The sequence below is a fragment of the Pyxidicoccus trucidator genome (assembly GCF_010894435.1).
In the GTDB taxonomy this organism is placed as follows: Bacteria; Myxococcota; Myxococcia; order Myxococcales; family Myxococcaceae; genus Myxococcus; species Myxococcus trucidator.
In genome coordinates, this window is record NZ_JAAIXZ010000014.1 from 67159 (window position 1) to 89661 (window position 22503).

Annotated in this window: 19 protein-coding genes; 5 read left to right on the plus strand and 14 right to left on the minus strand. The window is 71.2% G+C overall.

What is annotated here, in order from left to right; genetic code table 11:
* Window positions 1–20: 20 nt before the first annotated feature.
* Window positions 21–935 (minus strand): JmjC domain-containing protein, encoded by a 915-nt coding sequence (locus G4D85_RS33020; RefSeq protein WP_164018046.1) that lies wholly within the window; start codon window positions 933–935, stop codon window positions 21–23.
* 70 nt (window positions 936–1005) lie between these two features.
* Here G4D85_RS33020 and G4D85_RS33025 point away from each other — a divergent pair, with 70 nt between their 5' ends.
* On the plus strand, window positions 1006–1422 hold the full coding sequence (locus G4D85_RS33025) for a hypothetical protein (protein WP_164018047.1): 417 nt from the start codon (window positions 1006–1008) through the stop codon (window positions 1420–1422).
* On the opposite strand, the gene G4D85_RS33030 is transcribed toward G4D85_RS33025, so the two are convergent.
* The 3 genes from G4D85_RS33030 to G4D85_RS33040 form a co-directional block, all read right to left on the minus strand.
* Window positions 1402–2283: a hypothetical protein gene (locus G4D85_RS33030; protein ID WP_164018048.1), complete on the minus strand. Its 882-nt coding sequence runs from the start codon at window positions 2281–2283 to the stop codon at window positions 1402–1404. The two genes, G4D85_RS33025 and G4D85_RS33030, sit on opposite strands and share 21 nt — an antisense overlap.
* Before the next feature lie 130 nt (window positions 2284–2413).
* The gene (locus G4D85_RS33035; protein WP_164018049.1) at window positions 2414–3250 is read right to left on the minus strand and encodes a hypothetical protein; all 837 of its coding nucleotides are present in this window, start codon (window positions 3248–3250) and stop codon (window positions 2414–2416) included.
* 153 nt (window positions 3251–3403) lie between these two features.
* The gene (locus G4D85_RS33040; protein ID WP_240359642.1) at window positions 3404–4843 is read right to left on the minus strand and encodes a di-heme oxidoreductase family protein; all 1440 of its coding nucleotides are present in this window, start codon (window positions 4841–4843) and stop codon (window positions 3404–3406) included.
* Window positions 4844–5215: 372 nt separating this feature from the next.
* On the opposite strand from G4D85_RS33040, the gene G4D85_RS33045 reads away from it, so the two are divergent.
* Window positions 5216–6205: a fatty acid desaturase family protein gene (locus tag G4D85_RS33045; RefSeq protein WP_164018050.1), complete on the plus strand. Its 990-nt coding sequence runs from the start codon at window positions 5216–5218 to the stop codon at window positions 6203–6205.
* 42 nt (window positions 6206–6247) lie between these two features.
* Window positions 6248–7006: a tetratricopeptide repeat protein gene (locus G4D85_RS33050; RefSeq protein ID WP_164018051.1), complete on the plus strand. Its 759-nt coding sequence runs from the start codon at window positions 6248–6250 to the stop codon at window positions 7004–7006.
* 13 nt (window positions 7007–7019) lie between these two features.
* Here the strand turns inward: G4D85_RS33050 and G4D85_RS33055 are convergent, their stop codons facing one another.
* The 4 genes from G4D85_RS33055 to G4D85_RS33070 form a co-directional block, all read right to left on the minus strand.
* Window positions 7020–8057 carry a pirin family protein gene (locus G4D85_RS33055; protein WP_164018052.1) on the minus strand — a complete coding sequence of 346 codons (1038 nt, stop codon included), beginning with the start codon at window positions 8055–8057 and terminating at the stop codon, window positions 7020–7022.
* Between the two features lie 188 nt (window positions 8058–8245).
* Window positions 8246–8965, minus strand: a complete 720-nt coding sequence (locus tag G4D85_RS33060) for a VOC family protein (protein ID WP_164018053.1) — start codon at window positions 8963–8965, stop codon at window positions 8246–8248.
* Window positions 8962–9420 carry a MarR family winged helix-turn-helix transcriptional regulator gene (locus G4D85_RS33065; protein ID WP_164018054.1) on the minus strand — a complete coding sequence of 153 codons (459 nt, stop codon included), beginning with the start codon at window positions 9418–9420 and terminating at the stop codon, window positions 8962–8964. The genes G4D85_RS33060 and G4D85_RS33065 overlap by 4 nt, the downstream gene beginning before the upstream one ends.
* Window positions 9421–9537: 117 nt before the next feature.
* On the minus strand, window positions 9538–10440 hold the full coding sequence (locus G4D85_RS33070; protein ID WP_164018055.1) for a LysR substrate-binding domain-containing protein: 903 nt from the start codon (window positions 10438–10440) through the stop codon (window positions 9538–9540).
* A 108-nt stretch (window positions 10441–10548) separates the two neighbouring features.
* Here G4D85_RS33070 and G4D85_RS33075 point away from each other — a divergent pair, with 108 nt between their 5' ends.
* Window positions 10549–11445, plus strand: coding sequence for a DMT family transporter (locus tag G4D85_RS33075; RefSeq protein WP_164018056.1), 897 nt, complete (start codon window positions 10549–10551; stop codon window positions 11443–11445).
* 71 nt (window positions 11446–11516) lie between these two features.
* Here the strand turns inward: G4D85_RS33075 and G4D85_RS33080 are convergent, their stop codons facing one another.
* Genes G4D85_RS33080 through G4D85_RS33090 form a run of 3 tightly spaced genes read right to left on the minus strand, consistent with a single transcriptional unit; the run spans window position 11517 to window position 15273 of the window.
* Window positions 11517–13748, minus strand: coding sequence for a xanthine dehydrogenase family protein molybdopterin-binding subunit (locus tag G4D85_RS33080; protein ID WP_164018057.1), 2232 nt, complete (start codon window positions 13746–13748; stop codon window positions 11517–11519).
* Window positions 13745–14740: an FAD binding domain-containing protein gene (locus G4D85_RS33085; protein WP_164018058.1), complete on the minus strand. Its 996-nt coding sequence runs from the start codon at window positions 14738–14740 to the stop codon at window positions 13745–13747. Before G4D85_RS33085 ends, G4D85_RS33080 begins: the two co-directional genes overlap by 4 nt.
* Entirely contained in the window at window positions 14737–15273 is a 537-nt protein-coding gene (locus G4D85_RS33090; protein WP_240359643.1) for a (2Fe-2S)-binding protein, read from the minus strand. The genes G4D85_RS33085 and G4D85_RS33090 overlap by 4 nt, the downstream gene beginning before the upstream one ends.
* Window positions 15274–15671: 398 nt before the next feature.
* On the opposite strand from G4D85_RS33090, the gene G4D85_RS33095 reads away from it, so the two are divergent.
* Window positions 15672–16853 (plus strand): bifunctional methionine sulfoxide reductase B/A protein, encoded by a 1182-nt coding sequence (locus tag G4D85_RS33095; RefSeq protein ID WP_164018060.1) that lies wholly within the window; start codon window positions 15672–15674, stop codon window positions 16851–16853.
* A 17-nt stretch (window positions 16854–16870) separates the two neighbouring features.
* Here G4D85_RS33095 and G4D85_RS33100 read toward each other — a convergent pair whose 3' ends face one another.
* The 3 genes from G4D85_RS33100 to G4D85_RS33110 form a co-directional block, all read right to left on the minus strand.
* The gene (locus G4D85_RS33100; protein WP_164018061.1) at window positions 16871–17692 is read right to left on the minus strand and encodes a mechanosensitive ion channel family protein; all 822 of its coding nucleotides are present in this window, start codon (window positions 17690–17692) and stop codon (window positions 16871–16873) included.
* Window positions 17693–17855: 163 nt separating this feature from the next.
* Window positions 17856–19472 carry a sigma-54-dependent transcriptional regulator gene (locus G4D85_RS33105; protein WP_164018062.1) on the minus strand — a complete coding sequence of 539 codons (1617 nt, stop codon included), beginning with the start codon at window positions 19470–19472 and terminating at the stop codon, window positions 17856–17858.
* Between the two features lie 45 nt (window positions 19473–19517).
* The gene (locus tag G4D85_RS33110) at window positions 19518–22496 is read right to left on the minus strand and encodes a serine/threonine-protein kinase (protein WP_164018063.1); all 2979 of its coding nucleotides are present in this window, start codon (window positions 22494–22496) and stop codon (window positions 19518–19520) included.
* Window positions 22497–22503: the final 7 nt, after the last annotated feature.

Below are 22503 nucleotides of genomic sequence, written 5' to 3' on the forward strand. Positions count from 1 at the left end.
AAGGCGCTGCCCTGGAGGACTCAGCTCTCCTCGACGATCTTCCGGGCCTCCAGCTCCAGGACGTGGGCCTGCAGCTCGTGCAGCAGCTCGGAGAGGCGCGTGCCGCACGCCCCGCTGCGCTCGGGGTCCGGCGAGCCGATGCCATCGGCGAGCTCGCGCCACCTCACGTCCTTCAGCAGGTGCTGTCGCAGCGCGGCGCTGACCACGTCCGCCCAGGTGGGCTGGCTGTACGTGAAGTTCAGCGCCAGCGTGTCCTCCGAGGCCTCGGTGGAGTGCCAGTAGCCTCGCGGCACGAAGAGGACCGAGCCGGGCTCGAGCGTGATGACCTCGGCGCCCTCGGGCATCTGCTCAGGCAGCTCCTGCTCCAGGTAGCTGGCCAGCTCGGGGGAGGGCGGGCCCATGTTCATCGCCCAGCGGTCCGTGGGGAGGGGCAGCTGCGTGTTGGGCGCGAGCGTCCAGCGCTTGGTGCCGCGCACCTGCACGACGATGTTCGCGTTCGCGTCGAAGTGGGGGCTGTTGCCGCCACCCGACGGCGAGGCATAGAAGATGGCTCGTGCGACAGCGTTGCGCGCAAGGCCCAGCTCGAAGGCCAGCATGTGCAGCCACTGCTCGACCAGCGGGAGGAAGCGCTCCGCCGAGTCGAGGATGAGCGCCATGCCGCTGCGGTACAGCGCCCCGGCGGTCTGCGCTTCCACCCGGATGACACTGTGCTCATCTCGCCGGTCCGGCAGCGCGACCATCACCGGGCCGCGGTAGGTGTGCAGCAGCCGCTCGAGGTCATGGAGCTCGGGAAGCTGCGCGAGTTCCCCGAGTCGTTCGAGCGGGCCGTGGCAGACCAGGTGCCGCCTGGGCCAGTACTCCGCCAGGAACTCGCGGGGCGGGTGCGGCGTGAAGAGCTGTTCGAGGAAGGGATGCTCCGACGACTCCAAAGCCATGCGAGACGCTAACACGCGAGCCAATCAGCGGGCGTAGACTGAAGCGAGCGGAGGGTAGGTGGGAACAGCCGTGGGACAGCACCTGGAAGGCGCCCTGTGCGGCCAACACGTGAAGGCCATGGCCGTGGGCGTGTGTGCTCGCTGCGGCACGTTCACCTGCCTGGAGTGCGTGTGCAGCGTGGCGGGCGCGGTGTGGTGCGCGGCGTGCGCCCGGCGCCCCGTGGAGGCCCGGGAGGACTCGCAGGTGGGCGTGGAGCTGGCGCGGCTGCTCTCCTTGCTCGCGTGGTTCCTCCCACCCCTCGCGCTGGTGGCGCTCGCGGTGGGGTGGCATCAGCGGCGGCGGCTCCAGCGCGGCGAGCTGGCGTGGTCCGCGGGCTGGCACCTGCGCCAGTCCCTACGCCAGGCCCTGGTGGTGCTCGCCGTGTGGGGTCTCATCCTCGGCGGCGTCGTCACACTCTTCCTGCTCTCAGGCGGCGCGAGCGACTGAGAGTCCCCGGCGCTCCATGAAGGTGCGCAGCTCCGGCCATTGGGCGGTGAGCGCCTCGAAGTCGCCCGGCCGCACCGGCTGCGCGGCGGCCAGTGCGTCCTGGATGGCCGCCGCGTGGGCGGACGCATCCTGCGCGTCCAGCGCGAAGGCCTTGAGCAGCTTGAGCCTGCGCACGTCCCGGCCTCCCGACGCATCCGCCTCGGCCCACCGCGCGTCGACAGTCTTTACCGCCACCGGGTAGTGGCCCTCGCGGCACAGGATTACGACCTCCGGGAGCAGCGCGTACATGGGCGGCGTGTCGCCCAGTCGCTTGCGCCCCTCCTCCAGCCAGGCCCTCGCGGAGGCCGTGTCGCCCAGGACCGCGCCACACGTGGCGATGAGGTTGGGCATCCACCGGTGCGCGGCGGGTATCCCCCACTTCAGGTTGCGAGCCCGCTCCGTCGTGCCGAAGAGCTCGAGCGCGCGGCCCGGCTCTCCCAGCGCGAGGATGCACTGTCCCAGCATCGCGACGGAGACCGAGCGCTGCACTCCATTGGTGCTGCGCCGCGCGGCTTCCTCGAAGCAGCCCGCTGCCTCCCGCTCGTTCCCCGCGCCGTAGAAGGAGATGCCCCGGTTGTAGAGCGTGGACCACCGGCGGAGCCGCAGGAAGAAGAAGCCGAACAACCCCAGGAACGTCACTGCGGCCAAGGGGATGTAGAAGCCCGGAGTGAGGCGCTCCCGGAGCGCTTCATTGCCCTGGGAGAAGAGGTTGTAGAAGAACACGAAGAGCACGACCAGGATGACCCACCCGGCGACCTTCTTCAGCGGCGAGGAGGCGAAGGGCCTGAGGTGGCGCTCCTTCGGAAGTGGCAGCTCGGTCATGCGGCGCTCCGGCAAGGCGGGGACGGCCCTCTCGTAGCGCGTGCGACTCCCTGGAGTCCAGCCGCACTGCGTGCGTCGAGCCACCCCTCCGCGACAGACGCGGAGGGGCGGTCCGACACGCGGGCGGTGACTACTTCCCGCCGTTCGCCGTCACGTCGGTGAGCGTCGTCGTCTTGGCGTTGGTCTCGACGAGGATGCGGTCGAAGTTCAGGTAGGGGTAGCTGCCGCCCGGGACGATGTCCTCGGTCAGCACCACCGTGTCACCCTCGACAGTCTCACCGTCGGCCAGCCCCTGCGTCAGCGCGAAGCTCGCCCGCTGCACCTGCAGGGTCCAGCGGCAGGCGCCGTTCTCGTCCACGCGGTCGAACGTCCGTCGGCACGGGATGGAGCAGTAGCCGCAGAGGTAGTTGCCCTGCTGGCGGCACTGCTGCATGCACTGGTTGTAGGGCAGGTTCGTGCAGCCCGGCGAGGTGGTGCCGCCGATGACCGGACCATAGCTGATGAACGCCACCCGGCCGCTCCGCACGTTGCTGACGGAGCCCACGAGCCGGCCGTTGGAGAACACCTCCGCCGTATAGGTGGACGTCTCCTGCGTGGCCGCCGTGAAGGTCGCCGCGAAGGACGTCCTGCCGCCCTCCGTCGCGATGGTGGCGGTGCTGGCCGCCGCGCCTTCCGACTCACCCGTGAGCACGGTCTGCTCCACGGCCCGGCCAGAGGGCTCACTGCGGAAGCCCGCGCTCCAGAAGGTGGAGCCCTCGGTGGAGATGGCCACGCCGTCCCGCTCGGACGCGTCCGGGGATACGACGTGCAGCTCCTTGCCCTCCACGGCGAGCTGCGCGCTGCCCAGGCCGCAGTGCTTCAGTCCGGAGAAGGTCACGCAGTCCTCCGCGTGGGCCTGCGTGAGCGGGAGGGCGAGGGTGAGCAGGGTGGCGAGGCCCGCGGGGGCCAGACGGTGGAACAGACGCATGGGGGGAACTCCAGATGCCTCCCGGGGGAAATCCCCGGCGGGCATGCGGCCGCTGTTCATGTGTCGTGCCAGGAATTCCCTGCGCACGGCTCCGAGGGAGACGAGCCCAGGCGCCAAAAGGTTTGTAGCCAAATCAGTTACACGGCCCGGGCGTCAGAGCGACCGCAGGAAGCTCACGAGCGCATCCCGGTCCGCGCGCTCCAGATGGGTGAAGCGCTCCTGGGCGCCCGCGGCCTCACCGCCGTGCCAGAGGATGGCTTCCTCGAAGCTGCGCGCGCGGCCGTCGTGGAGCATCCGCACCTGGCGGTTGACGGCCTCCAGCAGCCCCAGGCCCCACAGCGGAGGTGTCCGCCACTCGGAGCCGGTGGCCTCGGCGTCGGGCCTGCCGTCCGCGAGGCCCTCGCCCATGTCGTGCAACAGTAAATCGGTATACGGCTGGAGGTCCTGCTGGGACAGCTCCGGCAGGTCGGCCACGTCGCCGGTGCGCAGGGCTGGGTGGTGGCAGGTGGCGCAGCCCACCTGCTGGAACAGCGCCTGTCCGCGCAGCACCGTGGGGTCTTCCACGTCCCGGCGCGCGGGCACCGCCAGCAGGCGCAGGTAGAGCGTCACTCCGTCCAGCTGCGCGTCGTCCAGCGCGGGCTTCGCGGAGGGCGCCCGCGAGCGGCAGCGGGGTTGCTTCGCGGTGCAGGTGGGCTCCGGGTAGAGGGGCGACGTCAGGCCCAGGTCCTCCGAGAAGGCCCGGGCCGTCTGCTGCTTCACCGAGGGCTGGTTGGCCTTCCAGCCAAAGCGCCCCAGACGCGGCGTGCCCGTGAGTGCGTCCGGGACGCGGTTGGGGCGGCCCGAGACTCCATCCCCGTCGCGGTCATCGGGGTCCGCCAGCGCCAGCAGGGCCTCGTCGGGAACCGCCTCCAGCAGCCCCAGTCCGAACACGGGCGAGGAGATGCGCGCGGAGCGCTGCGTGTGGGGCGACAGCTTGCCGTAGCCCAGCCGGGTCAGCCGGACGTCGGGCCTGCGCAGGGCGTAGGCGGTGCCATCCGGGTAGCTGCCAGAGAGCTCCGCATAGGTGACTTCCAGCGCGCCCTCCGCGGGCACGCCGGGCACGGCGCGGTCGTTGATCTGGCCTCCGTAGGTCGGCTCGGGCAGGCCCGCCGGGCTCCGGCGGGAAGGCACGCTCAGCCGCACGAGCAGCGGCGCCTCCGTGCCCAGGTCCGGAAGGGGCCGCCCCCGGCCGTCCTTGAAATGACAGTCATTGCACCGGACCGCGTTCGACAGAGGGCCAGCGAGTCCGCCCGGCGCCCGGCTCCAGTCCTTCATGAACAGCGCCTTGCCCGCGGCCATCGTCATCCAGCGGCGGGGCTCCATGTTGGCCAGGGCCCGGCCGAAGGCGTTGTGCGAGGTATCGAAGACGGTCGTCTGTCCCCCTGAGCGTGACGCGGCCGGACGTGGGGCCTTCTCCGGAGGCGGGACGGTCGGTGAGGCCGTGGCCTCCAGGGCCTGCGCCCCCGGAGTGGACGGAGGCGCGGCGGCCGACAGCAGCAGGCACAGGGCGGCTCCAAGCGACGGCATCCACCAGCGGAATCGGGAAGAGGGCATGGGTCTGCCACGCGCATTTCATACTGCGTGCCAGGGCCTTGCCCGCGGTGCCACGGGGGTGTCCCCAGGTGCCGCCGCCGACGTCGCGGTGCGTGTGACACGGAATGTCACGGCCCCCGGGGTCATGTTGCATCCCTGGCTACAAGGCGACTGAAGGCCTCGGCGGGTAGGGCGGGCCCCACTCCAGCTACTCATGCAATGCAATGGACGTGGGTCCAGGGTGGAGCGAGCGCAGGGACCGCTGCCTGCCCGGCGCAGGGGGCCGGGCCGACGCCGCCTCGTTCCGCCGGGTGACGCGCCCATGACATGGCCATGTCAAAAGCCCGGAGTGTCGTGACTCGCCGTCCCCACACCCCTCGGAGCCCGTCACCCATGGAACGGACCGCCCAGCACGCGGACAAGGAACTCCTCGCCCGGACACGTCCCTTCGCCGTCCAGGACACGGCGCGTGCGGGGTGGAACATCGCGGCGACCTTCGGTGCGCTGGTCGCCGCCGTGGCCATCGCCGCCGCCGCGCCGTGGTGGCCGCTGCGAGTCGTGGGCACCGTTGTCGAGGCGCTCGTCCTCGTCCGCGCGTTCATCCTCTTCCATGACTTCATGCATGGCGCACTGCTGCCCGGCTCGCGCGTGACGCGGCTGCTCTTCCACGTCCAGGGCATCCTGACGCTCACGCCCGCGCGCATCTGGAACGACACCCACAACCACCATCACGCCAACACCGCGCGCCTCGCCGCGTCCGCCGCGGGCACCTTCACGACCTGGACCACCGACACCTGGCACAAGGCCTCGCGCTGGCAGCGCCTGGCCTATGTCGTCGAGCGTCATCCGGTGACGTTCCTGACCGGCTACTTCACGGCCTTCCTGCTGAGCCTGTGCGTGGTTCCCTTCCTGCGGAATCCGCGCCGGTACTGGACGTCGGGGCTCGCGGTGCTCGTGCACGTCGCGCTGTCGGTGGCCGTCTGGAGCCTGTTCGGTCCGGGCGTCTACTTCTCCGCGCTCCTCGGTCCCCTGGTCGTGGCCTACGCCCTGGGCGTCTATCTCTTCTATTCGCAGCACAACTTCCCGGACGTGGAGATCCGCTCGGAAGAGCGGTGGACGCACGCGGGCTCGGCGCTGGAGGCCTCCAGCTACCTGGACTGCGGGCCCGTCCTGGCGTGGTTCACCGGCAACATCGGCTACCACCACGTCCACCACCTGAACCCGCGCATCCCGTTCTACCGGCTGCCCGAGGCGATGGCCGCCATCCCGGAGCTGCAAGGGCCCCACGTCACGACGCTGCGCCTGCGCGACATGCTCGCGTGCCTGCGTCAGAACCTGTGGGATCCGGAGCAGGGGCGGATGGTGCGCTACCCCGGGGCCTGAGGCTCGCGCGCCGGGGAGCGTCCCGGCTACGCTTCGCGTGCCATGCGCTTCCGACGGTCCGCTCCCGTACTGTCCGCTGTCTCCGCGCTGCTCCTCGTCGCCTGCGCGCATGACCCTCCGAGCCCCGTCTGCGTTCTCGTGAGGGACCACAACGAGCAGTGCGCCCAGAAGCTCGCGGAGGGTGACCTGGAGCGCGCGGAGACGTACTGCGACCTGGGCCTGGAGTTCTCTCCCCAGTCCGCGGACCTGTGGGCCAACAAGGGCCTCATCGCGCTCTACCGGGGCGACACCGCGAAGGCGAAGGAACGCCTCCTCTGGGCGCTCCAGTACAACCCGGACCACCGGGAGGCGCAGGTGCACCTGGGCTCCGCCTACCTGGAAGAAGGGGCCTACGCACAGGCGCGGGAGCGCTTCGTTCAGGCCCTGAAGGGCGACCCGAAGTTCGTCCCCGCGAGGTACGCCCTGGGCCTTGCGCTCGTGAAGCTGGGCAGGCGGGCGGAGGCCCGGACGGAGCTCGACGCCGTGCTGGCCGCCGACCCCGGCCATGTCGACGCGCACCACACCCTGGGCATCCTGGACTACGAGGAGGAGAGGCTGGAGGGCGCCTTCCAGCACCTCTCCAGGGTGGCCCAGCTCACGCCGGAGGCACCTGTCGTCTGGATGGAGCTGGGCACCGTGCTGATGGCACAGCGCCGCTTCAGTGAGGCGGAAGTGGCCTTCGGCCACTGCGTGCTGCTGGAGGAGGCGCATGCCGACTGCCGGAAGGGGCTGGCGCGGGCCCGGCACGCGTCCTCCCCGTGAGCGCCGCGCGTCCTCAGCTCGGCTTTTCGATGTGGCCGTCCGCGTGCCGGGCGAAGCGGCCTTCCTCGCGCGGGTGGACGGGGTCGTTGTTCGGCCAGGGCCAGCCGCCGAAGTTCGTGCGCTGGTAGTCGGCGAAGGCCTGCTGGATTTCCTGCCGTGTGTTCATCACGAACGGGCCGTATTGGACGACGGGCTCGCCAATGGGGCGCCCCTGCAGGAGCAGCAATTCGGCCACGTCCGCGCCGTTCTCCAGCGCCACATCCACCTCGGCGCGCAATTCGATGCCGTGGGATGACGGAATGGCGCGGCCTGCCACGCGCAGCCCGGAGCCCTGGAAGTAGTAGAGCATGCGGTGGGTGCCCTTCGCCGCCGCCGGAAGCGTCCACCGGGCGCCGGGCTCCAGCTTGAGGGTCCAGATGGCCACGTCCGCGTCGGCGCGCGCGGCCCAGGACTTCGGCGGCGGCGGTGGCGCCTTCACGTCGCCCAGGCGGCCGGCGACCACGGTGACTTCGGTGGTGCGTCCCGCCTCGTCCCGTGCGACGTGCCGGGGGATGACGTGGCTCCAGAGCATGGAGAAGTGCGGCGCCACGAGCTTGTCCGCGCGCGGCAGGTTCAGCCAGATCTGGAACAGCTCGACGTGGTTCGGCTTGTCCTTCTGGAGCAGCGGGAACATCTCCGAGTGGTTGATGCCGCTGCCCGCGGTGAGCCACTGCACGTCACCCCCGCCAAAACGCGCCGCCGCGCCCAGCGAGTCCGAGTGGTCGAGCAGTCCGTTGCGGACGATGGTCACCGTCTCGAAGCCACGGTGCGGGTGCTGGGGAAAGCCGGGCACGACGGTGCCGTGGTACATGTTCCAGCCGTCCCGCCCGCCGAAGTCCTGGCCCAGCTCGCGCCCCGCCAGCGAGGCGGCCGGCCCCATGCGCTCGTTGCCTGCGGGATACCGGTCGTCATGGTGCACGCAGAACAGGAACGGGTCTGGCGTCCGCCAGGGCATCCCCAGCGGGTCGACACGGACGATGGCGTCTGGCTGCTTGCTCTCCTGCTGACTCATCCCTTGCTCCTTCGCTTCCCCGGAACCTCGCGAGCAGCCAGCGGCAGTGGAGACCCCCGCTGCCGCAATCAACTTCAGTGCCGCTCTCCGGCTCACTTCGTCCAAGGTCCACCTCGCTCGTGCTGCCGGTTGGAGTGATTAATCCTAGCAGCCCTCCCGGGCACTCCTTTCTCAAGGCGGCGCTCCCGCTATCCGAGGGCGCGCACCAGGTCCTCCGCGGCCCGCAGCTCCCCCTGGAGGCGCTCACGCTCCTCGTCGGACAGGGGTATTTGCTGGAGCTCGGCCTGGAGGGCCCGCGCGCGCTCCACGTCCCCCAGGGCCACCGCCAGCTCGGCCCGGGCCGCGAGCGCTCGAGCGCGTTCGACGGGCGCGGCGGGTTCCTTCCGCGCGAGCGCCGCGTCGAGGACCTTCGCCGCCGCGGCGTCGTCCGTCTTGAAGTCCCGCAGGCGGGCGGCAGCGGCCAGCGCCTTCGCCATGCGGGACTGGGGCTCCGTCGCCGGTGGGGCCTTGGCGGCTTCGGACGTGGCGGGCTGCTGCCGCCGGACGAAGATGAGGGAGTTGCCGGACAGGTCGACCAGGGTGAAGCGGCCCTGGCCCGGCTTCATCCGGGTGAGCCGGGGGATGCCGGACACCGGGAGCTTGCCGCGCGTACGCCGCAGGGCCTCGGCGAAGGTCGCATGCAGGGACTCCACCTCGGGCAGCACCACCAGGCACGAGCTGAAGGCCGTCGAGGGCTCCAGGCCCTTGAGGGTGAAGAAGTGCAGCTCGAAGCCCCCTCGGCGCACCACCGCGTACGGGTTGGGCGAGGTCTGCTGGTAGGTCACCTCGAAGCCCAGGGCCCGGTAGAACTCCAGCGTCTCGCCCAGCGAGACACAGGGCAGGAGGGGAATCGTCGACTCGCCACTCATCGCGCACCTCCAGCATGCTCTTCCAGTTGCCGCCGCGCCTCGCGCAGCCCGTCCACCGCCGCCCGCAGGGCCCGCGCGTCCAGCTTCGCGGCGAGCTGGTTGGCCCAGGCCGCCTGGCGCGCCTCGACCTTGCGGAGCGCCTCTCGCCCCCGGTCCGTCAGCGCGATGAGCTTCGCGCGGCGATGGTGCGGGTTCTCCCGGTACTCGATGAAGCCATCCCGCTCCAGCGCGTCGGCCGTCTGCTGCACGCTCTGACGCGCAAGCCCCATGACGCGGGCGACATTCGCGACGGGCGCCGGCTCGTGGTCCACCACGCCGAGCACCTGCCAGCGGGCGCTGCTCAGTCCCAGGGACTCCGTCAGGGCGTCGCCCGCCTCCAGCGCCAGGCCGTTGACGCGGAAGACCTCCACCACCAGCTCCGTGAAGACCTCTCCTGCCGCCGTGAGCTTCGCCATGGGCAGTGGTATGTCAATTGGACAGGTTCCTGTCAATCTGAGCGAAGGCCGGGAATTGGCCCGGGCCAGGCGCTCACGCCGCCGCCGGGGCCTCCGGTGCTGGTGGCCGCTCGAGCGTCACGCGCGTGGTACGGACGGGCGGACCGCCTGCTGGAGCAGCCAGTCCACGAAGGTGCGTGCCGCCGGGCGCAGCCGCCGGTGGGCCGGGTACACCACGAAGTAGCCGGAGCGGGCGGGCAGGGTGGGGCCGGGCAGGCGCACCAGGCTGCCCTCGGCGAGGAACGGCGCGACAATCTGCTCGCGCCCGAGCGCCGCGCCCAGGCCATGCACCGCGGCCTTCAGCGCGTCGGTGGTCTCGCTGAAGTGGTAGCGCTCTTCCAGTCGCGAGTCGCGCATGCCCGCCGCGCGGAACCAGTCCTGCCAGCCCTGGCGCGACAAGTCTCCTATCAGCGGCAGCTTCGCGACGTCCGCCGCGTCCCGGAGGTCCTGCAATCCCGCCAGCCGGGGCGAGGCCACCGGGAAGAGGGTGTCATCCATCAGGTGGTGCGCTGTCAGCCCTGGCCAGTGGCCCTCCCCAAAGCGGATGGCCAGGTCGGGGCCTCCCTCGTCGAAGCGCGTCAGTGACATCTCCGTGTCGACGTGGATGCGCAGGTGCGGGTGCGCGGTGGTGAACGCCGGCAGGCGCGGCATCAGCCAGGAGTACGTCAGCGAGTGCAGCGTGTTGACGCGCACGCGGTGGCGCTCATCGCGCGCGGCGCTGAGCCCTCGCAGCACGCCGTCGATGTCGGCCATCGCGCTGCTGGCGGTGTCCGCGAGCTGGCGCCCCTCCGCCGTCAGCGACACGCCCCGCGCGTGCCGCTGGAAGAGGGCGACGCCGAGCTGCGCCTCCAGCTTGCGCACATGGTGGCTGACCGCGCTGGCGGTCAGGTGCAGCTCCTCCGCCGCGTGGGCGAAGTTCTGGTGACGGGCGGCGGACTCGAACGCCGCCAGGGCCGGGAGCCATTCCGAGGGTAGGGGCATGGTGAGCCTCAAATCTAGCTTGTGGCTGGCCGGAAAAACATGCGCTTGTGAGTCAGGACGGCCGGCGACATTCATGGGCGCAGGCAGCAGTCATTTTGGAGTCTCGCCATGAGCGCATCCACGCTGGTCCGTCCTTCCTCTCCCTCCCTCTCGTTCGCCTGGCAGACGCCGCTCGAGCTGGGGTTGCTGGGCGCCATCTGGGGCGCGTCCTTCATGTTCATGCGCGTGGCGGCCCCGGATTTTGGCGCGCTGCCCCTGGTGGAGATCCGGCTCGCGCTGGGCGCGCTGGTGCTGCTGCCGTTCCTGTGGCGCGCGCGGGCGGACTTCCCCCTGAAGGTCTGGCCGAAGCTGGCCCTGATTGGCGCCATCAACTCGGCGGTGCCCTTCGCGCTGTTCGCCTGGGCCGCTGCGCGGGCGCCGGCCGGCGTGGGCGCCATCACCAACAGCCTGGCGGTGCTGTTCACCGCGCTGGTGGCGTTCCTGTTCTACGGTGAGCGCATTGGCACGCGGCGGGCGGTCGCGCTGTTCGCGGGCTTCGTCGGCGTGGTGGTGCTGGCCAGTGGCAAGGCCGCGGGGGCGAGCATCGGCCTCGCGGTGGGCGCGGGCACCACGGCCGCGTTCCTGTACGGCGTCGGTGTGAACATGCTCCGGCGTCACCTCAAGGGGCTGCCTGCCGGCGCGGTCGCCGCGGCCACCCTGTTGAGCGCGGCGGTGCTGACGCTGCCGTTCGCGGTCGCCTCGTGGCCGACGCGCTCCATCCCCGCGCTGTCCTGGCTGTCGGCGGGGGCGCTCGGTGTCCTCGGCAGTGGCCTGGCGTATGCCGTGTACTACCGGCTCATCCAGCGTGTCGGCGCGGCGCGCGCCGTCACCGTTACGTACCTCACGCCGCTGTTCGGCGTGGCGTGGGCCTGGCTCCTGCTGGGCGAGGCGCTGACGCTGCCCATGCTCGTCGCCGGGACGCTGATTCTCGGCAGTGTGGCGCTGAGCCAGCGGCAGCCGGCGTAGTGGGGCGCCGGCCCCGGCACCCGGAGGGGCGGGCCATGGGCCTGGCCCTCCGGGCGCTGCGTCCCAAGAGGCTAGAGCAGCTTGTCGAGGGTGATGGGCAGGCTCCGGACGCGCTTCCCCGTCGCATGGAACACGGCGTTGGCGATGGCCGCGGCGACACCGACGATGCCAATCTCTCCCAGGCCCTTGGCCCCGAGCGGGTTGACCACCGTGTCCTCCTCGTCCACGAAGATGACGTCGAGGTCGTGCACGTCCGCGTTCACCGGCACGTGGTACTCGGCGAGGTTGTGGTTGATGAAGCGGCCGAGCTGCTGGTCGATGGCCGTCTCCTCTTCCAGCGCCATGCCGATGCCCCAGACGATGCCGCCCAGAATCTGACTGCGCGCCGTCTTCGGATTGAGGATGCGGCCTCCGGCAATCGCACTGACGACGCGGGTAACGCGCACCGTGCCCAGCTCCTCGTCGACCTTCACCTCGACGAACACCGCGCTGTGCGTGCTCCGCGTGTACTCCAGTTGCTTGGGGTTCGGCACGGCCAGCGACTTCTCCTCCAGGTGGGTGACGTCACCGTGGCGCAGGGCCTCGACAATGGAGACGGACTGGGAGCCGTCGGACGTCAGGCGGACGCGGCCCTCCGCGAAGGTCACCTCCTCCAGGCTCGCCTTCGCGAGCGGCGAGCCCTTCGCCTTCCGGGCGAACGTGAAGACCTGCTCGCGGAGCTTCTCGCAGACCTCCTTCACCGCCGAGCCCACCGACGACACCGTCCAGGAGCCACCCTCGAGCGGCGCCATGGGCAGCGAGCTGTCTCCCAGCTTGAACGTCACGGCTTCAATGGGCAGGCCGAGCGTGTCCGCGGCAATCTGCGTCATCACCGTGTAGGTGCCCGTGCCGATGTCGGACGTGGCGCTGCTGACGGTGAGCCTTCCATCCAGACTCAGGACGGCCTTCGCGCTCGCGGGCTGCTGCATCGCTTCCCAGACTCCGGTGGCCATGCCCCAGCCGACGAGCTCTCGGCCGTCGCGCATGGAGCGCGGCGCCGGGGTCCTCCGCATCCAGCCGAACCGGTCCGCGCCCTGCTGGTAGCAGGCCCGCAGCTCCTTGCTCGAATAGGGCTTGTCCTTGTTCTGGTCTCGCTCCGCGTAGTTCTTGAGGCGCAGCGCGATGGGGTCCATGCGCAGCGCATGCGCCAGCTCGTCCATGGCGCACTCCAGCGCGTAGACGCCGAGCGCCGCGCCCGGCGCCCGCATGTCCAGGGGCGTGTAGCAGTCCAGCTGGGCAAGCTTGTGGTCAGCCCGGACGTTGTCGCAGCGATACAGCATGCTGCCCCAGTTCACGAGGACCTCGACGTAGTCCTCGAAGCGCGAGGTCTCCTGTACGGCCTCGTGGATGAGGGCCTCGAGCGTGCCGTCTTCCGAGGCCCCGAGCGCCACGCGTTGCAGCGTCGCGGGGCGGTGGCCGAAGGTGAACATCTGCTCGCGCGACAGCGTCACCCGGACCGAGCGCTTCAGCTCCCGCGCCGCGAGGACGGCGAGGAAGAGCTGGTACTGCGGCCGCAGTCCCGAGCCGAACGCACCTCCGACGAAGGGGGACCTGACGCGCACCTGCTCCTTCGGCAGGTCGAACACGTTGCAGACATACGCCTGGGTGTTCAGCACGCCCTGGGTCTTGTCGTAGAGGGTGAGCGAGCCATCGTCCTCGTGGATGACCGTGGACGCGTGGGGCTCCATCGGGTTGTGGTGCTCGACGGGGGACTCGTACTCCACGTCGACCTGGATGGCGGCTTTCTTGTGGGCCTTGTCCGCATGGCCCCAGGGCTTGGGTGGCGGCTCGTAGCCGCTCTTGGCCTTGCCCGGGGCATACGCCTTTCTGCGCCGGGCGCGCAGGTCCGTCTCGTGCGCGTCGATAGCGTAGTCGATGCGCACGAGCGAGGCCGCGTGGCGGGCCTGCTCGAAGGTCTCCGCCACCACGAGCGCGACGGGCTGTCCGCTGTAGACAATCGTGTCGTCGTAGAGAGGCCGGAACGGTGAGCCATTGGGTGAGTCGTCGTCACGGTACTTGCGGTCGAACCAGGGCAGGCTGGGGCGGTTCTCGTGCGTGAAGACGCGCAGCACGCCCGGCACGGCGAGCGCCTCGCTCACGTCCAGCTTCTTGATACGCCCCCGGGCGATGGTGCTCGACACCACCTGTCCGTAGAGGAGCCCGGGGACGTTGAACTCCCCGGCGTACCGGGCCTCGCCCGTCACCTTGGCGCGGCCATCGACGCGGCTGACGGGCCGTCCGAGCTGCGTGGAAGAGGTCGTCATCGGCGTGCCTCCAGTCCGGCGGCCTGCTCCAGGGCGCGCACGACGGTGCGCTTCGCCAGCTCTATCTTGAAGGTGTTGTGGCCGTGGCCCTTCGCGTCCCGGACCAGCGCGTCGGCCGCTGTCTGGAAGTGTTCCCGCGTGGCGGGCTTGCCCGTCAGGAGCGCCTCGGCGCCCATGTCCCGCCAGGGTTTGTGCGCCACGCCGCCGAGCGCCAGCCGGGCCGTCTTGATGCGCCCTCCGTCCACGCTGAGCGCGGCGGCCACCGACACGAGCGCGAAGGCGTAGGAAGCGCGGTCCCGGACCTTGAGGTAGGAGGAGTGCGCGGCGAAGCCCTCCCGGGGAAGCTCCACGGCGGTGATGAGCTCATCGGGCCGCAGGTTCGTGTCCAGGTGCGGCGTGTCCCCGGGGAGCCGGTGGAAGTCGGCGAAGGGGATGGCGCGCTCTCCGTCCTTGCCCGTCACGTGGATGACGGCCTCCAGCGCCGCCAACGCCACGCACATGTCGGAAGGGTGGGTGGCGATGCACTGCTCGCTCGCCCCGAGGATGGCGTGGATGCGGTTGAACCCTTCCTTCGCGCCACAGCCGGAGCCCGGCTCGCGTTTGTTGCAGGGCGTGCCGACGTCGTAGAAGTAGTAGCAGCGCGTGCGCTGGAGCAGGTTCCCGCCCGTCGTCGCCATGTTGCGCAGTTGCGCCGAGGCGCCGGCCAGGATGGCCTTGGAGAGCAGCGGGTAGCGCTGCTCCACCTGTGCGTTCCAGGCCAGGTCCGAGTTGGTGACGAGCGCGCCGATGCGCAGGCCGCCTGCCGCCGTCTCCTCAATCCGGCTCAGGGGCAGCCGGGTGATGTCGACCAGGTGGCTGGGGCGGGTGACGCCCTCCTTCATCAGGTCGAGGAGGTTGGTGCCACCTCCGATGAAGCGGGCCGTGGGGCTTCGCGAGACGCCCTCCACGGCGGTGGGAATGTCCGTCGCACGCAGGTAGGAGAAGGGGTTCATTTGCCGTCCCCCGCCTTGCGCGTCCCCATCGCCTGCTGGATGGCCGCCAGGATGTTGGGGTAGGCGCCACAGCGGCAGAGGTTGCCGCTCATCAGCTCGCGGATGTCATCCGCCGTCTTCGCCCGGCCTTCCGACAGCAGCCCCACGGCGGAGCAGATCTGCCCGGGGGTGCAGTAGCCGCACTGGAAGGCGTCCTGCTCGACGAAGGCCTCCTGGAGCGGGTGGAGCACGTCGCCCTTCGCGAGGCCCTCGATGGTCGTCACGTCGCGACCGTCCTGCATGAGGGCCAGCGTCAGGCAGGAGTTGATGCGCCTGCCGTCGACCAGCACGGTGCACGCGCCGCACTGGCCGTGGTCACAGCCCTTCTTCGTTCCCGTCAGGTCCAGCGACTCTCGCAGCAGGTCCAGCAGGGTGGTCCACGGTGCCACGTCCAGCTGCTTCTCCGCGCCGTTGATGCGGATCGAGAGCCGTTGCTTCGCAGGCTCACCGGAGGGCGGCCCTCCGGCCTCCGGACTTCTGGTTGACGTCTTCACGCGTGCACCCTCCCGGTCCATCCAAGCAGTGGCCCTGGGAATAGTGCGGGGCGCTGGGACCGGGTACCTGGGAACGCGCCCACCGTTTCGTTGCGGACCGATAGGACAACCAAGTGGCGGATAGCTCACGGAAAGGGCCCGTGGCACGGGACGGCGTGGAGGCGACGTCCCTGGCTCCGCGCCGGGTTAGGATTTGAGCGTGCTCTACCTCAAGCTCCCACCCAATCCCGGGAGCCAACCCTTCGGACGCCGGGCCGTCCGGGGACCTGCCGGGCCTCGCTGCCGGTGTGATTCCGGGAGGAGCGGGACAGGGAAACGCTGAAGTGTGAAACCCGATTCGGGCTCGTGCGTACCAGGAGAGAACCTGCACGCGCCGGGCGTGCTCGGAGGCCGAATCCATGTCGCCTGCTACCGCCATCCCACCTCCTTTCCGCCGCGCCCCTCCGTCGGCGGCGCACCGGCTCCTTCCCGTCGTCCTGGCCGCCTTCGCCGTGCTCTCCGCCTGCACCGAGGCGCGTGGCGCGAATCCAGCCGCCACCGCCGGCGCGGCGCTCACCCCGAGGTCCCCCGTGACGGACACCCGCCGCTACGAGAAGCCCGCCGACGCGGAGCTCCGCCGCACGCTGTCGCCCATGGCGTACAAGGTCACCCAGGAGGACTCCACCGAGCCCGCCTTCCGCAACGCCTTCTGGGACCACCACGCCGAGGGCCTCTACGTCGACGTCGCCACCGGAGAGCCGCTGTTCTCCTCGCGAGACAAGTTCGACTCCGGCACCGGTTGGCCCAGCTTCACGCGCCCGGTCGACGGCGCCCGCGTCGTCGAGAAGAAGGACGTCACGCTGGGCATGGTCCGCGTGGAGGTCCGCTCCAAGGCCGGTGACTCCCACCTGGGCCATGTGTTCGAGGACGGGCCGAAGCCCACGGGCCTGCGCTACTGCATCAACTCGGCGTCGCTGCGCTTCGTCTCCGTGAATGACCTGGAGAAGGAGGGCTACGGCGCGTGGCTGCCGCACTTCGGCCGCACGGCGGCGGCGAGCGCCCCGGCTCCGAAGTCCGACGCCAGCGGGCCGAAGTTCGTCGTCCCCGGAGGCACCGCGGAGACGGCGCTGCTGGCGGGCGGCTGCTTCTGGGGAATGGAGGATTTGCTCCGGAAGATTCCGGGCGTCCTCAGGACGGACGTCGGCTACACGGGCGGGGCCATCAAGAACCCCTCGTACGAAGTCGTGAGCTCGGGGGACACCGGACACGCGGAGTCGGTGCGCGTGGTGTTCGACCCGAAGGTCCTGACGTACGAGACGCTGCTGGAGAAGTGGTTCTTCCGCATGCACGACCCGACGACGCCCAACCGCCAGGGCAACGACGTGGGCACCCAGTACCGCTCCGCCATCTTCTACCTGTCCGACGAGCAGCGGCGCGTGGCCGAGGCGGTGAAGGCGCGCGTCAACGCGGCCGGCAAGTGGAAGCGGCCCGTCGTCACGGAGATAACCCCGGCCGGCGAGTTCACCCCCGCCGAGGCTTACCACCAGGACTACCTGGTGAAGAACCCGGGCGGGTACACCTGCCACTACCTGCGTGACTGACGGCCCGTCCGCAGGCCTCAGCTGATCTTGGCCAGCAGCTGCTGCGCCGCCTGGGGCGGCACGGCGTAGCCAGAGGCGACGAGGAAGTCCGCGGCGGTGTCAGTCACAGCGTTCTGCACCGCCGTGGCACTCGTCGGCTTGCAGTGCACGCCGATGCCGAGCACGGGCCCGAGCGCGGTGAACTCCGCCACGCCGACCGAGGGCGCGGGCGTCTGGAGGACGCCGGGCACCGCCGCCACCATCTCCAGGAGGGCGCGCATCTGCATGCGCACGTCACCACCGTGCAGCAGCGGCAGCTTCACCACGAGCTTGCGGTGGGGGTGGTGGGTGAAGTTGATGATGTTGTCGCCGAACAGCCGGTTGTTGCCCACGGAGATGCGCAGGTTGTCCGCCGTGTCGAGCGTGGTGGCGAACAGGCCAATCTCCTGCACCACCCCGGTGATGCCCGCGGCGGAGATTTCATCGCCCACGCGGAAGGGGCGCAGCACGAGCAGGAAGATGCCCGCAGCGAAGTTGGAGAGCAGGCCCGCCCACGCCGCGCCAATCGCGATGCCCGCCGCCGCCAGCAGCGCGGCGAAGGACGTGGTCTCCACCCCCATCATCCCCAGGATGCCGAGCAGCAGGAGGATGGTGAGGGAGCCCGCGAAGAGCGACTCGACGTAGCGGATGAGCGTGGAGTCGAGCTGCCGCTTCTGCAGCGCCAGGTTCAGCACGCGCCGGAAGCCGTTGATGATGGTGCGACCCACGAACCACAACACCAGCGCCCCCATTGCTTTGAGCAGAAAGGGAAGGGCTTCGGTGAGGGCCAGCGACTTGAGTTGGTTGATGATGGCGTCCATGCCCGCGTCACTGTGCAGGCGCCGCGCCAGCCCAGTCCCACGCGTAAGTCCCTGCCGCGGTGGGGCTTCGCGCCCGTCACCCGGCCCGGTGCGCGCCGGGCTGACGCGTCCGGTGGGCCGTCAGCCGGGGCGCTGACACGTCAGGCTCGGGCTCCGGCGGGCTTCAGGTGCTGCCCAGCCCCAGCTCCCGCAGGCGGCGCTGGAGCGCGCGCTTGGAGACCTCCAGGCGTTGCACCATCCGGTCCAGGTCCCCCTCGCACTCGTGGAAGCAGCGGGTGATTTCCTCCGGGCTCAAGTCCCGCGCGGTGCGCAGCAGGGAGCTCTTGTCGATGAGCACGTAGACGGAGGGACGGGGGATGCCCAGCCAGTCCGCGGTGGCCTTGAGGTCCCATGAGCAGGCGCGCAGGGCCTCCAGCAACTCCTGCTCGCTCACCTCGGAGGGCTTGCGCCGGGCGGCCTTCGCCTCGGGCGCGTCGGGCGCCGAAGGCGTGGCGCCGGAGGGGACGTGGCCGGGGACGGGCAGGGCGTCGGCGTCCAGCGTCTGCTCCAGGCGCGGGTCGACGCGCAGGTGCGGCAGGCCCCGGCTGCCGATGACGAGCTGCCGGACGACGTTGCGCAGCTGGCGCACGTTGCCGGGCCACGCGTAGCGCACCAGCCGCACGGCCAGGGAGGCGGGCACCCACGGCTCCGCGCGCGGGTCCGCGGGCGCCAGCGGCCCGGACTCGCCGGTGACCTCCACCTCCTGGCGGGCGAAGTGGAGGAAGAGCGGGCCAATGTCCTCGCGGCGCGAGCGCAGCGGCGGCACATGGATTTCGTACCCGGCCAGCCGGTGCAGCAGCGGCGCCTTGAAGAGCCGCTCTTCGATGCGCGCCTCCAGGTCGGAGTCGGTGGCGGACACCAGACGCACGTCGACGGGCACCGGGGTGTGGCCTCCCACGGGGTAGACCTCGCCCGTCTCCAGCACGCGCAGCAGCGCGGCCTGCACCTCGGGCGGGGCCTCGCCCACCTCGTCGAGGAAGAGGGTGCCTCCGTGCGCGGCGCGGAAGAAGCCCTCGCGGTCCTTGGTGGCGCCGGTGTACGCACCTCGCTGCGCGCCGAACAGCTCGGCGGAGACCAGCTCCTTGGCGAGCGCACCCAGGTTGACGCTGACGAAGGGGCCGGCGCGGCGGGGCCCGTGGTCATGGATGGCGCGCGCCACCAGCTCCTTGCCCGTGCCCGTCTCACCCCGGATGAGCACGGGGACGTTCAGGTCCGTCACGCGAGCGATGTTCTCTCGCAGCTGGCGGATGCCCTCGCCCTGTCCGACGATGCCCAGGTCCTTCGTCACGGGCTCGCGGTGCGTCGAGGCCAGGTGCAGCAGCAGCACCACGCGGTCGGCGAGCACCAGCGGCACGCCCGCGGCCAGCTCCTCGGGGGTGAACTCGCGGACGCCCTGCACGGGCGTGTCCGCCACCCATACCCGCGTCCCGTTCTCCGGCACCCGCAGCCGCAGGTGGCCGCGCGCTCCCGGCTCGAGGTGGATGGGCGTGCGGCTGATGAACGGGTCTCCCAGGGCCTCCGTCACCAGTCCGCCCGGCCGGGAGAACTCTGGCGTGTTCCGCGCCAGGGACACCGGCCGGCCGGAGGTGGCCAGCGTGTCCAGCAGCAGCAGCTCGCCGATGCGCCGTGCCTGCGGGTGGGACATGACTGTCAGCGCCGGCACCACGCGCGGGGCGGGGGTCTCCCGGCCATGCGAGTGCTCCGCGGTCTGCGACAGGTCGTCGGAGGTCTTCTGCTGCATGGGAGTGTCCGAGGCGCCGCCTTCGTCAGGAGTGGGGTCCCCGCCCTACCGGATCTCAGCCGCGAGGGGGGAAGAGTGTGACAACAGCCATTTCGAGACCTGGGCGTGCTTCCGCTCCTGGCCAATATTTCCGTAATGGTCGCGGGCCTGGGTGGCCAGGTCCAGGGCGCGAGCCCGGTCGGTGTTCGCCTCCCAGAGTGCCCGGGCCAGGGCCCACCGGGCCTCGGCGCGGGCGCGGAAGGGGATGTGCGTGAGCGAGCGCTCGAGGAGCGGCACGGCCAGGGCGGGCTGGTTGCGGGAGAGGTGCAGCTCGCCCAAGCCGAGCAGCGCCTGGGCGAGGAGCCTGGGGGCTGTGGTCTGGAGCTGCTCCCCGGTGGCCCGGGCCCGCTGGAGGTGCTGGAGGGCTTCGTCCCACCGTCCCAGCCGCACCAGCGTCTGGCCCAGCAGCGCGGACACGTGGGCGGCGTCGGTGGGGTCGCCGTCCTCCACCTTCTCGTGCAGCGCCAGGGCGAGGGCGAGCTCCTCCCTCGCCCGTGCATCCTGGCCGAGGGCGGCCCGCACCTCGCCGAGGCTGGTGTGTGAGCTGGCGACGCTGGGGTGCTGCGAGCCCAGCGTCTCCTGCCTCAGCGCGAGCGCGCGCTCATGGTGCGCCAGCGCCGCTTCCAGGTGTCCCCGGGCGAGCAGGACGTCGCCCAGGTTGGCGAGCGAGGACGCCACCATGGGGTGATCGGGCCCGAGCAGCTTCTGGCGCATGGTGAGGGAGCGCTCGTACAGCGCCTGGGCCTGCGCGTACTCGCCCAGCTCCTCGTGGACGATGCCCAGGTTGTTGAGCGTCACGGCGACGGACGGGTGCTCGGCGCCGAACAGCTTCTGCTTCAGCGCCAGGGTGCGCTCGAAGTGCCCCCGGGCCTCGGCGTACCGCCCCTGGTCCATGAGCACGTTGCCGAGGCTGTTGAGCAGGCTCGTGAGGTTGACGCTCTCCGGATTCGGAGCCTTCTCCATGAGGGCCAGCGCGCGCTCGTAGTGCCCGAGGGCCAGGGCATGGTCGCCCTTCATCCAGCGCACGTTGCCCAGCGTCTCCAGCGCCTGGGCGAGCTGCTGCTCGTCACCGAGGCGCTCGGCGGAGGCCATCAGCGGCAGCTCCAGCCACAGCGCTTCCGCGTAGCGGGCCTGCCGCGCGCCCACCTCGGTGACGAGGAAGCTCCACGCGCGCGCTTCCAGCAAGGCGTCCCGGCCGCGCGCCGCCAGCACCAGCACCTCGCGCAGCAGGGCCTCGGCGCCCTTGTAGTCGCCGTCGCCGTCCAGGTGCATGGCGTGCCAGAAGAGCGTCTGCCCCTGGGCCGGGGCGTAGCCCAGCGTCGCGAGCCGGGGCCGCAGCTCCTCGGCGAAGGCCAGGCCTTCCTTGAAGCGGCCGGCGCGGTGGAGCGCCTCCAGCCGGTCCTCCAGGGGCTGGAAGGCCTCGACGCGGGCCCGCACCGCCGGGTCCTCGGGAGGCGGCACCACGGCGGTGAGCAGGCGCGTGTCCGAGCAGTCACTCAGGAGCGGCAGCGACTGAACGGCCGGCGCCGCCTTGTCCACCAGCTTCGGGTCCGGCTCGCGCGCGAGTAGCTCCGTGAGCGCGCCGAGCTGGCCGCGCCGCCGCTCCAGGCAGTACTCCCGCAGGGCCGCCAGCCGCTGGGGCTGCGCCGCGCCGTCCTGCCGCGCCAGCTCACACGCCTCGGTCCGCTGCTTCACCCACTCCTCCGAGTACGCGCTCAGCATCCGCGACACGCGCTCGAAGGCGTCCTTCTCCCGCGCCTGCCCCGGGCCGACCATGGCCGTCTCCAGCCGCGCCCGGAGCCGCGCATCCCAGACGCCCGCCAGCCGTTCCTCCATGCCGACGCAGGCGGAGACCGGGGCCTCCTGGCGCACCCAGCCCCAGATGGCGGCCACGCCCAGCAGGGCCACGCCGCTTGCGAGCGCCCCGGCGCGCAGCAGCGCCCGCCGCCGCTGCTCCGGGTCGTTCTCCAGCTCCAGCAGCAGCTCGCGCATGGAGCCCGGGCGCTGGAGCGGGTCGGCCTTCAGCCCTCGCAGGACGGCCCGCGCCACCCAGGCGGGCACCTCGCTCTGCGTTGGAGGGGGGAGGATGCGCTCGTCGAGCCGCGCCTCGAGGATGGCGCCGAAGGTGTCGCCCGCGAAGGGCCTCGTGCCGTAGAGGGCCTCGTAGAGCGCCACGCAGAAGCCGTACAAGTCACTGCGCGCGTCGACGGCGCGGCCCTGGAGTTGCTCGGGGGCCATGTAGCGCGGCGTGCCCAGCACCTTGCCGGACTCGGTGAGGGGCTCCAGCCACGTCCGCGGCTGCGAGCGCTCCAGGGGCTCGGGACCCTCGGGCTCCGAGGTGAGGCCGTGCGCGGCCTGCGCCAGCCCGAAGTCCGTCACCCGGACGCGTCCGTCCGCGCCGACCAGCACGTTGTCCGGCTTGAAGTCGCGGTGGACGAGCCCCGCCGCATGCGCCGCCGTCAGGCCCCGGCCCGCGTCCAGGAAGGCGCGCAGCACCTCGCGCCACGTGCGGGGCCGCTGCTTGAGCCACTGCTGCAGCGTCTGCCCCTCCACGTACTCCATGGCGATGAAGACGGAGTCGTCCTCCAGTCGCCCCGAGTCGTAGACGTGCACCACGTTGGGGTGGTTGAGGCGCGCCATCGCCTGCGCCTCGCGGAGCAGGCGCACCTGGGCGGCGTCGCTGTCGTCGAGGCTCCAGATGGGGCGCAGCAGCTTGACGGCCACGCGCCGGTTCAGCCGCGCGTCATACGCGGAGAGGACGAGCCCCATGCCGCCGTGCCCCAGCACGTCGAGCACCGTGTAGCGCTCCGCCAACACCCGCCCCGGAGGCGGCGAGGCGACGGCAGGCCCCGTGCGGATGGAGTCCACCGTCAGTCCCGAGGTCGGCCGCGCGGAGTCCACCCCGCCCGGGGCGGCGGGCCCCAGGGTAAGCGTCACCTCTGGAATGTCGGAGTCGGGCGCCCCCCCGGGCCGGTGAGGACTCATGTCCGAC